Origin of the sequence: Micromonospora sp. AB353, assembly GCF_049538395.1 — a bacterium.
Lineage (GTDB): Bacteria > Actinomycetota > Actinomycetes > Mycobacteriales > Micromonosporaceae > Micromonospora > Micromonospora aurantiaca.
Genome location: NZ_JBMVFV010000001.1, coordinates 34,533 through 45,813 on the forward strand (window position 1 = coordinate 34,533; position 11,281 = coordinate 45,813).

At 72.8% G+C, this 11,281-nt stretch carries 11 protein-coding genes and 1 pseudogene; 3 read left to right on the forward strand and 9 right to left on the reverse strand.

Annotated elements, in window-relative coordinates; genetic code table 11:
* Positions 1-35: 35 nt before the first annotated feature.
* Genes ACPCK6_RS00170 through ACPCK6_RS00185 form a run of 4 tightly spaced genes read right to left on the reverse strand, consistent with a single transcriptional unit; the run spans position 36 to position 3,658 of the window.
* Positions 36-917 (reverse strand): branched-chain amino acid ABC transporter permease, encoded by an 882-nt coding sequence (locus tag ACPCK6_RS00170; protein WP_423479971.1) that lies wholly within the window; start codon positions 915-917, stop codon positions 36-38.
* A gap of 1 nt (position 918) precedes the next feature.
* Positions 919-2,175, reverse strand: a complete 1,257-nt coding sequence (locus ACPCK6_RS00175; protein ID WP_396880502.1) for an ABC transporter substrate-binding protein — start codon at positions 2,173-2,175, stop codon at positions 919-921.
* A gap of 42 nt (positions 2,176-2,217) precedes the next feature.
* Positions 2,218-2,910: an ABC transporter ATP-binding protein gene (locus ACPCK6_RS00180; RefSeq protein ID WP_396880503.1), complete on the reverse strand. Its 693-nt coding sequence runs from the start codon at positions 2,908-2,910 to the stop codon at positions 2,218-2,220.
* The gene (locus ACPCK6_RS00185) at positions 2,897-3,658 is read right to left on the reverse strand and encodes an ABC transporter ATP-binding protein (RefSeq protein ID WP_396880504.1); all 762 of its coding nucleotides are present in this window, start codon (positions 3,656-3,658) and stop codon (positions 2,897-2,899) included. Before ACPCK6_RS00185 ends, ACPCK6_RS00180 begins: the two co-directional genes overlap by 14 nt.
* 154 nt (positions 3,659-3,812) lie before the next feature.
* Here ACPCK6_RS00185 and ACPCK6_RS00190 point away from each other — a divergent pair, with 154 nt between their 5' ends.
* Complete coding sequence (locus ACPCK6_RS00190) at positions 3,813-4,004, forward strand: hypothetical protein (RefSeq protein WP_423479972.1); 192 nt, start codon at positions 3,813-3,815, stop codon at positions 4,002-4,004.
* On the opposite strand, the gene ACPCK6_RS00195 is transcribed toward ACPCK6_RS00190, so the two are convergent.
* Genes ACPCK6_RS00195 through ACPCK6_RS00205 form a run of 3 tightly spaced genes read right to left on the reverse strand, consistent with a single transcriptional unit; the run spans position 3,988 to position 7,202 of the window.
* Positions 3,988-5,064 carry an alcohol dehydrogenase catalytic domain-containing protein gene (locus ACPCK6_RS00195; RefSeq protein ID WP_423479973.1) on the reverse strand — a complete coding sequence of 359 codons (1,077 nt, stop codon included), beginning with the start codon at positions 5,062-5,064 and terminating at the stop codon, positions 3,988-3,990. The genes ACPCK6_RS00190 and ACPCK6_RS00195 overlap by 17 nt on opposite strands.
* Positions 5,061-6,503 carry an aldehyde dehydrogenase family protein gene (locus ACPCK6_RS00200; protein WP_423479974.1) on the reverse strand — a complete coding sequence of 481 codons (1,443 nt, stop codon included), beginning with the start codon at positions 6,501-6,503 and terminating at the stop codon, positions 5,061-5,063. Before ACPCK6_RS00200 ends, ACPCK6_RS00195 begins: the two co-directional genes overlap by 4 nt.
* 45 nt (positions 6,504-6,548) lie before the next feature.
* The gene (locus ACPCK6_RS00205; protein WP_396880507.1) at positions 6,549-7,202 is read right to left on the reverse strand and encodes a TetR/AcrR family transcriptional regulator; all 654 of its coding nucleotides are present in this window, start codon (positions 7,200-7,202) and stop codon (positions 6,549-6,551) included.
* 87 nt (positions 7,203-7,289) lie between these two features.
* On the opposite strand from ACPCK6_RS00205, the gene ACPCK6_RS00210 reads away from it, so the two are divergent.
* Complete coding sequence (locus ACPCK6_RS00210; RefSeq protein WP_423479975.1) at positions 7,290-8,462, forward strand: acyl-CoA dehydrogenase family protein; 1,173 nt, start codon at positions 7,290-7,292, stop codon at positions 8,460-8,462.
* Positions 8,463-8,466: 4 nt separating this feature from the next.
* Here ACPCK6_RS00210 and ACPCK6_RS00215 read toward each other — a convergent pair whose 3' ends face one another.
* Together ACPCK6_RS00215 and ACPCK6_RS00220 are read right to left on the reverse strand one after the other, a co-directional pair.
* Positions 8,467-9,504, reverse strand: a complete 1,038-nt coding sequence (locus ACPCK6_RS00215) for an aminotransferase class V-fold PLP-dependent enzyme (RefSeq protein WP_423479976.1) — start codon at positions 9,502-9,504, stop codon at positions 8,467-8,469.
* A 258-nt stretch (positions 9,505-9,762) separates the two neighbouring features.
* Positions 9,763-10,635, reverse strand: coding sequence for a DUF2268 domain-containing putative Zn-dependent protease (locus ACPCK6_RS00220; RefSeq protein ID WP_423479977.1), 873 nt, complete (start codon positions 10,633-10,635; stop codon positions 9,763-9,765).
* 232 nt (positions 10,636-10,867) lie between these two features.
* Between ACPCK6_RS00220 and ACPCK6_RS00225 the strand changes: the two are divergent.
* Positions 10,868-11,281, forward strand: a pseudogene (locus ACPCK6_RS00225) (golvesin C-terminal-like domain-containing protein); the annotation flags it as partial.

Consider the following 11,281-nt stretch of genomic DNA (forward strand, 5'->3'; position numbering starts at 1 on the left):
CTGCGGGGCTCGCAGGCCCGGCTCACTCCTCGCGTTCACGCAGGGGCCTCCTCTCGGCCGAACAGGCCGGCCGGCCGCCAGAGCAGCACGGCGGCCATCACCACGAACACGACGGTCTGCGACACCAGCGGGTAGTCGGACAGGTACGCCTCGCCCCACGCCTGGATCAGGCCGATGCCGAAGCCGGCGGCGACCGAGCCGAAGATCGAGCCGAGGCCGCCGATCACCACCACCGCGAAGACCACGATGATCAGGTCGGCGCCCATCAGCGGGTTGACCGCCCGCATCGGGGCGGCGAGCACCCCGGCCAGCCCGGCCAGGGCGATGCCGAAGCCGAACACCGGGGTGACCCACTTGCCCACGTCGATGCCGAACGCCCGGGTCAGCTCCGGCCGCTCGGTGGCGGCCCGGACCACCACGCCGATCCGGGTCCGCCCGAGCACCCACCAGACCACCACGCACAGAAGCACGGTGAAGCCGAGGATGAAGACCCGGTACGTCGGGAAGTCGAAGAGTCCGAGGTCGACGGTCCCGCTCAGCTCGTCGGGCGTGGCGTACGGGCTGGACTGCACGCCGTACCGGGACTTGACCAGGTCCTGCAGGATCAGCGTCAGGCCGAAGGTGAGCAGGAAGTTGTAGAGCGGGTCGAGCCGGGTCAGCCGGTGGATCACCGCCCGCTCCAGCAGCATGCCGAGCAGGCCCAGCGCCAGCGGCATGATCACCAATGCGGCCCAGAACGGCACGCCCGCCTCGGCGAGCAGCACGTACGCCCCGAACGCGCCGAGCATGTAGAACGCGCCGTGGGCGAAGTTCACCACCCGGAGCATGCCGAAGATGACCGCGAGCCCGAGGGCGAGCAGGGCGTAGAACGCCCCGCCCACCAGCCCGTTGAACGTGTTCTGCAGGAACCCGGACATGTCAGAGCTTGCAGTCCGGGGACGGGGTGCGGAAGGCCTCCGCCGCCGGGATGGTCTTGAGGATCTTCACGTAGTCCCACGGCTCCTTGACCTCGGCCTGCGGCTTCACCTGGGCCAGGTACGCGTCGTGCACGACCCGGTGGTCCTCCGCGCGGATCTTGCCGTTGCGCAGGAAGAGGTCGTTGACGTCCTTGCCCTCCAGCTCCTCGACCACGGCGTCCGCGTCGTCGGTGCCGGCGGCCTGCACCGCCTCCAGGTACTGCATGGCGGCGGAGTAGTTCGCCGCGTGGGCGAACGACGGACGGGTTCCGGTCTCGGACTGGAACCGGTCGGCCCACTCCCGGTTCTGCTGGTCGAAGTTCCAGTACCAGGCGTCGGTGTAGGTGGTGCCGGCCAGCGCGGCCGGGGTGAGCGAGTGGATGTCGGTGATGAACATCAGGCCGACGGCCAGCCCGACGCCCTTGTCCCGCAGCTTGAACTCGTTGTACTGCTTGACCACGTTGACCAGCTCCGCGCCGGCCTGCATGGTGCCGAGCACCTGCGGCTTCGGGTTCAGCGTCGGCGCCTTGAGCAGGAACGACGAGTAGTCGCCGCTGGTGTTCGGGAACGGGGCGCCGTCGGAGCCGACGACCTGCCCGCCGGCCGCGGTGATGGCGGCGGTGAAGCTCTTCTCCATGTCCTGCCCGAACGCGTAGTTCGGGTAGAGGATGTACCAGTTCTTGCCGACCTGCTCGGTGGTCACCGTGCCGGTGCCGTGGGCCAGCATGTAGGTGTCGTACGCGTAGTGGAACGTGTACTTGTTGCAGCTCTTGCCGGTCAGGTCGGTGGTCGCCGCGCCGATGTTGAAGTAGAGCTTCTTCTTCTCCTTGGCCACGTCGGCGACCTTCAGGGCGGCCGAGGAGGTCGGCACGTCCAGGATGGCGTCGACACCCTTGCGGTCGACCATCTCCTGGGCCTTGCTGTTGGCCACGTCCGGCTTGTTCTGGTGGTCCGCGGTCTCCACGGTGATGTTCCTGGTCACCGCGTCGTCGCCGTGCTTGGCCTTGAAGTCGGCGATGGCCATCTCCACGGCCTTTACCGAGTTGCGCCCGGACAGCTCCGAGTAGGCGCCCGACTGGTCGTTGAGCACGCCCAGCACGATCTTGTCGCCGGTCAGCTTCTCCTCGCCGCCGGACTGCGGACCACCGCCGCCGCAGCCGGCCACCATCAGCGCCACCGCCGAGGCGGCGGCCACACCCACGCTCCTACGCATGTTCATCCCCTTCGTACCGCGCGGTCCGCGCGGGTCAGCCGTCCGGATTCAGATGCCGAGATAAGCCAGCAGCTCGCGTTCCCGCGAGCGCACCTCGGCGTTCTCCATCGCCTCCGCGATCCGTCCCTCGGCCAGCAGGTAGTGCCGGTCGGCGACGCGGGTGGCGAAGTGCAGGTTCTGTTCCACCAGCAGCACTGTCACGCCGTGCTTCTTGGCCTCCCGCAGCAGGTCACCGACCTGCTGCACGAGCAGCGGCGACAGCCCTTCGGTGGGCTCGTCGCAGAGCAGCAGCCGGGCGCCCATGCGCAGCACCCGGGCCAGCGCGAGCATCTGCTGCTCGCCGCCGGAGAGCATGGTCGCGGCCGAGTCGCGCCGCTCGTACAGGGCCGGGAATGCCTCGTACACCCGCTCCAGCGGCCACGGGTCGGGGCCGACCCGGGGCGGTAGGGTCAGATTCTCGGTGACCGTGAGCGTGGCGTACGCGCCCCGGTCGTCGGGGACCCAGCCGAGCCCGGCCCGCGCCCGCCGGTACGCGGGCAGCCGGGTGATGTCCCGGCCGTCGAGGTGGATCGCGCCGCGCTGGCCGGGGTGCAGCCCCATCACCGCGCGCAGCAGCGTCGACTTGCCGGCGCCGTTGCGCCCGACCAGGGTGACCACCTCGCCGGCGGCCACCTCCAGGCTCACCTCCCGCAGCACCTGGGCCTCGCCGTACCAGGCGGAGAGGTTCTCAATGCGCAGCATCCGCGGCTCCCAGGTAGGCGGTGATGACCCGCTCGTCGGCGCGGACCTGCTCGTACGGCCCCTCGACCAGCACCTTGCCGGCCTGCAGGACGGTGACCGTGTCGGCGAGCCGGCCCACCACGCTCATGTTGTGCTCCACCATGACCACGGTCCGTCCGGTGCGGACAGCGGCGATCAGGTCGACGGTGCGGTCGACGTCCTCCAGGCCCATTCCGGCCGTCGGCTCGTCCAGCAGCAGCACCTTCGGGTCGAGGGCGAGCGCGATGGCCAGCTCCAGGGCCCGCTTGCGCCCGTACGCGAGTGCCTCGGCCGGCGCCTCGGCGAGGTCGGCCAGGCCGACCATGGCCAGCAGCTCGCCGGCCCGGTCCCGGTAGCGGCGCATCAGCTTCGCCGACCGCCAGAACCGCCAGCCCAGCCCGCTACCCGACTGGAGGGCCAGCTCGACGTGCTCCCGCGCACCGAGCTGCGGGAAGAGGCTGGTGATCTGGAACGACCGGGCCACCCCGAGCCGGGCCACCCGCTCCGGTGGCAGCCCGGTCACGTCGCGGCCGTCCAGCTCGATCCGCCCTTCGCTGGGCGGCAGGAAGCCGGTGAGCAGGTTGAACAGTGTGGTCTTGCCGGCGCCGTTCGGGCCGACGAGGGCATGCACGGTCTCCGGCGCCACGTCGAGGTCGACGCGATCGACGGCCCGGAAGCCCCGGAAGTCCCGGGTCAGCCCTCGGGCCGACAGGATCGCTTGCCCGGCCATCGCCTCACCCTTCGCAGGTCCGTACGCGACGGCCAGGTCGGTGACCGGGGTCACAGGGGCGTCGCGTGCAGGAAACCTACGAGGAGTCGAAGTGGTCGAGCCATGTCGGCCCACCACACATTCACCCCGGTCGGTACGGACCCAGCCTCCATAGATGTCGGTCACCCCCGACCGGTTCAGTCCGATCGGTGGCCGTCGACATGTGGCGCGGCACCGTCACCGGCCGGCGGCGCACTCCGGCAGGTCGGGTCCGTCCGCGTGGGAGAAGACCGACGTCCTCGACGCCGGGCGGCGGCTGTCCGGCGCCGCCGCCCCGATCGAGGGGGACGTCAGTCCGGGAACGTGACCACCCAGCGGGCGCCCTCGCCCCGGGCCAGCCGTTCCAGCGCCGCGGGCGCCTCGGTCAGCGGCACCGTGCCGCTCACCAGCGGACCCAGATCCAGGTCACCGGCGGCGAGCGCGCCGGCCAGCTCCGGCACCTCCCGGTCCGGGTCGGTCGAGCCGTACACCGAGGAGCGCAGCGTGCGCGCGGAGTGGAAGATGTCCAGCGCGGAGAGGCTGAGCATGTCGTCGCGGGCGCCCATGCCGACCACGGTGACCGCTCCCCCGCGCCGCGTCGCCCGCCAGGCGGCGCGGATGGTGGCGGACCGGCCGACGCACTCGAACGCGTGGTCCACGCCGCGCCCGTCGGTGCGGGCCCGGATCTCCTTGCCCAGCCGGTCGTCGGAGCGCAGGAAGTCGGTGGCCCCGGCGGCGAGTGCCAGGTTCCGCTTGGCCTCCACCACGTCCACCGCGAGGATCGGCGACGCGCCGGCCCGCCGCGCGGCGGTCAGCACGGCCAGGCCCACCCCGCCGAGCCCGATCACCGCGACCGACTCGCCGGGCGCGACCCGCGCGGTGTTGCGGACCGCGCCGACGCCGGTGAGCACCGCGCAGCCCAGCACCGCGGCCTGCTCCGGCGGCAGTCCGGCGGGCACCGGTACGGCGGCGCGCTGCGGCACCACCACCTCCTCGGCGAGCGCGCCGAGCCCGAGTGTGACCTCCAGCGGCTCACCGGCGGCCGTCTCGCCCCGCGGCGTGGACGGGTTGGGGTTCGCGGCGCAGAGCCACGGCTCGCCGTGCCGGCAGTGCCAGCAGTCCCGGCAGGCGGGCGCCCAGTTCAGCACCACAGGTGTGCCGACGGCGATCGTGGTGCCGGGCCCGGCCTCGGCCACCACGCCGGTCGCCTCGTGCCCGAGCACCAGCGGGTACGCGGGCGCCAGCGTGCCGTCCACCATGGCCAGGTCGGAGTGGCAGATGCCGGCGGCGCGGATGCGTACCCGCAGCTCACCCGGGCCGGGCGCGGGCAGGCGTACGTCCTCGACCGCCGGGGTGGCGCCCCGTCCGCGTACCACGAGCGCCTTCACCGCTGGATCGCCTTCAGCTCGGTGAACTCCTCCACGCCGTACGCGCCGAGTTCCCGGCCGAGGCCGGACTGCTTGTAGCCGCCGAACGGGGCGAGCGGGTTGAACGCGCCGCCGTTGACGTCCACCTGGCCGGTACGCATCCGCCGGGCCACTGCCAGCGCCGCGTCGGAGTCGGCGGACCAGACCGCGCCGGCCAGCCCGTACCGGGAGTTGTTGGCGATGGCGACCGCCTCGTCGGTGTCGGCGAACGGGATCACCGCGAGCACCGGGCCGAACACCTCCTCCTGGGCGAGCGCGCTGTCCGGGTGCACGTCGGCGAAGACGGTGGGCGCGACGAAGTGCCCCCGCTGCGGCAGTGGCGCGTCCGGGCCACCGGCGACGAGCCGGGCGCCGTCGGCGAGCGCCCGGTGGACGTGGTCGCGTACCCGCTGGGCCTGCGCGGCGGAGGCCAGCGGGCCGAGCCGGGTGGCCGGGTCGAAGGGGTCGCCGAGCCGGTAGCCGGCCACCGCCGCCGCGACCAGGTCCAGCGCCTCGGCGTAGCGGTCGCGGTGCACGAGCATCCGGGTCCAGGCGGTGCAGGTCTGCCCGGAGTTGAGCAGCGCGTTGCCGACGCCGACCTTGACCGCGGTGGGCAGGTCGGCGTCGGCCAGGATGACGTTCGCCGACTTGCCGCCGAGTTCCAGCGACACCCGGGCGATCCGCTCGGCGGCCAGGTGGGCGATGCGGCGGCCGGTGGCGGTGGAGCCGGTGAACGAGACCAGGTCGACGCCGGGGTGCGCGGCGAGCGCCTCGCCGACCACCGGGCCGGTGCCGGGCACCAGGTTCACCACGCCGGGTGGCAGGCCGGCGTCGGTGATCGCGTCGAACAGCAGGTACGCGGTCAGCGGCGTCAGCTCGCTGGGCTTGAGCACCACTGTGCACCCGGCGGCGAGCGCGGGCGCCACCTTGGCGACCACCTGGTGCAGCGGGTAGTTCCACGGGGTGATCGCGCCGACCACACCGACCGGCTCCCGGACGACGAGGGAGTTGCCGACCGTGTGCTCGGCGGCCGGGCGGGCGGCCAGGTCGACCATGCTCCGCAGCACCGTCAGCGGCAGGCCGGTCTGGACGCGGGTGGCGAGCTTGAGCGGGGTGCCCAGTTCGGTCGCCACGGTGCGGGCGATCTCGTCGGCGCGGGCGGCGAGCGCGGTGTGCAGCCGGTCCAGGTGCGCGGCCCGCTCGGCAGGGGTGGTGGCGGCCCAGCCGGGGAACGCGGCGCGGGCGGCGGCGACCGCGCGGTCCACGTCGGCCGGTGTGCCGGCGGGCACCTCGCCGACGATGCTCGCGGTGGCCGGGTTCTCCACCGGGATGGTGTCGCCCGAGGTCGGGTCGGCCCAGTCACCGGCGACGTGCAGGTGGCGGCGCGTCAGCAGGGCGGGCGGGGCGGCGGCGAGATCCATGGCGTCCTTCGGGGGCGGCGGAAACTAGCGGTGGGAGTTTCGACGCTACTCCGGACCGCCGACCCGTTCCAGCGGGGCGACGGTGGCGGCGTACTCGGCGGCGAGCCCGTGCAGCAGCGCGTCCAGGCCGAGCGCGAACGCGCCCTCGTCCACGCTGCGCTGGTGCCCGGCGAGCCGGTGTGCCTGGTTGAGGTGCGGGTGCGCGGCGTAGAGCGAGGGGTCCTCGACGAAGCCGCGGGCGAACGAGCCGAGCGCGGACCCGGCCACGAAGTAACGCATCGCGGCGCCGATGTGGGTGGCCCGCGCGGGCGGCCAGCCGGCCCGGACCAGCGCGCCGTAGACCGCGTCGGCCATGGCGAGCGCGGCCGGACGGCGGCCCGGCCCCTGCGCCAGGTACGGCACGATGTTCGGGTGCGCGGCCAGCGCGGCCCGGTACGAGCGTGCCCAGCGGCGAAGCGCGTCGAGCCACTCGTACTCGTCGAAGACGCTGATGTCGACTGTCGCCGCGACGCCGTCGGCCACCGCGTCGAGGATCTCCTCCTTGGTGGCGAAGTGGTTGTAGAGCGACGGGCCGCGGACACCGAGCGCGGCGGCGAGCCGCCGGGTCGAGAGCGCGTCCAGCCCGTCGGCGTCGATCAGCGCCAGCGCGGTCTCGACGATCCGGTCGCGGGTGAGCAGGGCCTGTCGGGGTCGGGGCACCTGGTCATCATCCTCCCTTCGACATCGGGTCTGGACGCGGTAAAACTTACAGCGCTAGCTTAGAGCCAGTCGACCTGAGGGGGCACCGTGGACTTCGCACTGTCCGACGAGGAACGCGCGATCCGGGACACCGTCCGCACGTTCGTCACCCGCGAGGTGATGCCGCTGGAGGCGGAGGTGCTGCGCCGCGAGCGCGCCCACCAGCCCGGCCTGGACCGCTCCGAGCTGCGCGAACTCCAGCTCAAGGCGAAGAAGTTCGGCTTCTGGGGGCTGGCCACGCCGGAGGAGTACGGCGGGATGGCCCTGCCGGCGGTCATGCAGTCGCTGATCTGGACCGAACTGGGCCGCAGCTTCGTGCCGTTCCGCTTCGGCGGCGAGGCCGACAACATCCTGTTCCACGCCACCGAGGAGCAGAAGCGCGAGTTCCTGATCCCCACCATCGAGGGCGAGCGGATCTCCTGCTTCGCCATCACCGAGCCCGGCGCGGGCTCCGACGCGGCGAACATCAAGCTGCGGGCCCGCCGCGACGGCGACGACTGGATCCTCGACGGCGAGAAGACGTTCATCACCAACGGCAACGACGCCGACTTCGCCATCGTGGTCGCGGTGACCGACCCGGAGAAGGGCGCCCGACGCGGCGGCGCGACAGCGTTCCTGGTGGACCGCGCGATGGGCTGGCGGTCCGAGTTCATCCAGACCATGGGCGAGGGCGGCCCCGCCTCACTGATCTTCGACGGCGTACGGGTGCCGCACCGCAACATCCTCGGCGAGATCGGGCAGGGTTTCACGCTCGGCATGGAGTGGATCGGCAAGGGCCGCTACACCATCCCGTCGCACGCCGTCGGCATCGCCGAGCGTGCCCTGCAGATGGCGATCGACCACGCCAACACGCGCGAGACGTTCGGCGCGCCGATCGCCACCAACCAGGCCATCCAGTGGATGATCGCCGACTCGGAGACCGAGCTGGAGGCGGCCCGCTGGCTGATCCTGCGCTCGGCCTGGACCGTCGACCAGGGCCTCGACCCCCGGCACGCCTCCTCGATGGGCAAGCTCTACGGCGCCGGCATGGTCAACCGGGTGGTCGACCGGGTGCTCCAGATCCACGGCGGCATGGGCTACACCCGGGAGCTGCCGATCGAACGCTGGTACCGGCAGGTCCGGCTGTACCGGATCTTCGAGGGCACCGACGAGATGCAGCGGCTGATCATCTCCCGGGATCTGCTGCGCGGCTACACGAAGATCGGCGGGCACCTGGCCTGAGCGGTCAGCCGGTCAGCGCCTCGACCGCCCGGTCCACGTCCTCCTCGGTCGTGTAGAGGTGGAACGAGGCGCGGACCCGGCCCGCCCGGACCGCCGCGCGCACCCCGGCGCGGGCCAGCCGTTCCTGCGCGTCCGGCACGTCCACGCTGACGATCGCGCTGTCACCCGGCGGCCGACCCAGCCCGGTCAGGAACCGGTTGGCCAGCCCCACGTCGTACGCGCGCACCGCCTCCGGGTCGAGGTCGGCGAGAAGCTCCAGCGCCGGCGCCGCACCGACGTAGCACAGCCAGGACGGGGAGATGTCGAACCGCCGGGCGTCCTCGGCCAGGCGCAGCGGCGTCCCGTAGTAGGAGGCGTGCGGGTCCTGGCCGGCGTACCACCCGGCCGCATCCGGACGGATCCGCTCGCGCAGTTCCGGCGCCAGGTAGGCGAACGCCGAGCCGCGCGGCGCCATCAGCCACTTGTACGCCCCCACCACCACCGCGTCCGCGCGGTCCGCGGCGAACGGCAGCCACCCGCACGCCTGCGTGGCGTCGACCACCACGACGGCGCCGTGCGCCCGGGCCGCCGCGACGATCTCGTCGTACGGGGTCACGGTGCCGTCGGCGGACTGCACCACGCTGAACGCCACCAGGTCGGTGCCGGCGTCGATCGCGTCGACCAGGCCGTCCAGCGGCACGGTGCGGACCCGCACGCCCCGCTCCCGCTGCACCAGCCAGGGGAACAGGATCGAGGTGAACTCGCTCTCGGGCACCACCACCGTCGCGCCCTCCGGCAGGCTCGCCGCGATCGGCGCGACCAGTTGCGACACGGCGGAACCGATGCTCACGTCGGCGACGTCCACACCGGTCAGCCGGGCGAACGCGGCCCGGGACCGGTCCACCGACTCGTCCCACACCTCGAACGACACCCGCCCGGTCCGCCAGTCGGCGAGCACCTGCTGCACGGCGTCCCACACCGGCTCGGGCGGCAGCCCGTAGGTGGCGGTGTTCAACCAGCCCGGTTCCGGCTGCCACAACTTCTGCGCCTGCTCCAGCTCCATGCCACCGACGCTAATCACCCCCGCCCCACCCCGACACCGCCAATCCCACCCCCGTGGCCCACCCCCGCTCTCGCTCCCCCGCCCTCGGCGATCGTGCACTTTCAGCCCCGGCAAATCGTGCAAAACCCCAAACCGCAGGGCCGAAACTGCAAGATCGCGCGGCGGGCGCGCCAGCTCCGTCGATCATGAAGTTAGCGGTGACCGCGGTCCGATTTGTCGCCGCCAACTTCATGATCGACGCGGGGAGAGCGCGGGGGGTCAGGGTGGTGGGGGGAGGTCGGGCAGTGCGGCGGCCATCTCCGCTCGGACTCGGGGCAGGGGCCAGGTAGCCAGGTCGCGCAGGGTGTGGTGGCGGCGGAGGTGCCGGACCGCGGTCAGGCCGACGAGGTAGCCGCAACGCTTCGGCAGGCCGCCGGCCAGCGGCGAGTCCCGCATCAGGAAGTACGGGGCGTGGTGCGCCGCGTCGGTGGCGTCGACGTCGGCGCGGACCCGCCGCAGGATCTCCGGCCATCGGCGGCGGCACTCGTCGAGCCACCGCCGGTGGCCGGGACGGCCGAACCACAGGTACTCCTCGTCCGGCCGGCCGGGGTCCAGCTCCGCCGTGACCTGGGTGGCGAGTCCTTCGGTGAACAGCGCGTTCGCCACCCCGTACTCGGGCCAGTCCCGGATCGCGGCGCCGCGGTCGTGCACCACGTGCGCGGCCTCGTGCCGCACCAGCATCTCGACGTCCTCCGGCGGCCCGAGCTGTTCCACGGCGAGGAAGAGCGCGTACCCGCCGTTCAGCTCGCCGGCCCAGCCGTTGGCCTGGTTCAGCCCGACCAGCACCACGCACTCGACCGGCCCGCCGTCGCCGGACCAGCCGAGCGCGTCCGCCACCGCCGCGACGCCGCCGGGCAGCAGCGCGCGTACCGTCTCGGCTCGCGCGGCCAGGTCGGCGGCGCGGTCGCGGAGCCCGTCCAGGGCGGCGGCCACGCCCGCGGCGTCGGACCAGTCGCCGTCGCGGCGCAGCGCCCGGACCACGTCCGGATGCCCGGCCAGATACCGGGAGGACCACGACGGCGCGATCCACTCGGCGCCGGCCAGGAACTCGGGCACCAGGTCACGGAGGCGCAGCAGGTCGGTGGGCGGCATCCGCCCGATGCTGCCCGGCCGTGGCCCGCCGGGCAACACCGCGACGGTACGGGGACAGCTCGCGCCCGCCGGGCACGCCGCCTCTCTGAAGGAAGTCTTCAGCATCCCGAAGACCCGCACCACCATCATCGGGCACAACCAGGTGCCGGGCGCCACGCACACCGACCCGGGGTCGAACTGGAACTGGACCTACTACATGCAGCTCGTCACCGGCGGCACCACGCCCCCGCCGACCGCCTGGTCGACCATCGTGGACAACACCACCGCCGGCCGGTTCACCGCGAGCGCCAACTGGGGCACCTCGACGTACTCGGCGCAGCGCTACGGCGCCGACTACCGGTACGCCAACCCCGTCGCGGCCAGCGACACCGCCTGGTACAAGGTGAACATCCCGGCGACCGCTACCTACCGGGTGGAGGTCTGGTATCCGGCCGTCGCCGGCTACAACACCAGCACGCCGTACATCGTGGCGACCACCAGCGGCAACCAGACGGTAGCGGTGAACCAGACGGCGAGCGGCGGCGCGTGGCGTTCACTGGGCACCTTCACCCTGGCCGCCGGGGACGCCAACAAGGTGGGTGTCAGCAGATGGTCCGGCAGCACCGGGTACGTGATCGCCGACGCCATCCGCGTCACCCGCGTCTAG

What these genes read in the sequence shown, in the direction of transcription:
- ACPCK6_RS00180 (WP_396880503.1), bottom strand. Translation starts at nt 2,910, where the DNA reads ATGCTGCGCATTGAGAACCTCTCCGCCTGGTACGGCGAGGCCCAGGTG.
- ACPCK6_RS00220 (WP_423479977.1), bottom strand. Translation starts at nt 10,635, where the DNA reads ATGCCGCCCACCGACCTGCTGCGCCTCCGTGACCTGGTGCCCGAGTTC.
- ACPCK6_RS00170 (WP_423479971.1), bottom strand. Translation starts at nt 917, where the DNA reads ATGTCCGGGTTCCTGCAGAACACGTTCAACGGGCTGGTGGGCGGGGCG.
- ACPCK6_RS00185 (WP_396880504.1), bottom strand. Translation starts at nt 3,658, where the DNA reads ATGGCCGGGCAAGCGATCCTGTCGGCCCGAGGGCTGACCCGGGACTTC.
- ACPCK6_RS00175 (WP_396880502.1), bottom strand. Translation starts at nt 2,175, where the DNA reads ATGAACATGCGTAGGAGCGTGGGTGTGGCCGCCGCCTCGGCGGTGGCG.
- ACPCK6_RS00200 (WP_423479974.1), bottom strand. Translation starts at nt 6,503, where the DNA reads ATGGATCTCGCCGCCGCCCCGCCCGCCCTGCTGACGCGCCGCCACCTG.
- ACPCK6_RS00215 (WP_423479976.1), bottom strand. Translation starts at nt 9,504, where the DNA reads ATGGAGCTGGAGCAGGCGCAGAAGTTGTGGCAGCCGGAACCGGGCTGG.
- ACPCK6_RS00190 (WP_423479972.1), top strand. Translation starts at nt 3,813, where the DNA reads ATGTCGGTCACCCCCGACCGGTTCAGTCCGATCGGTGGCCGTCGACAT.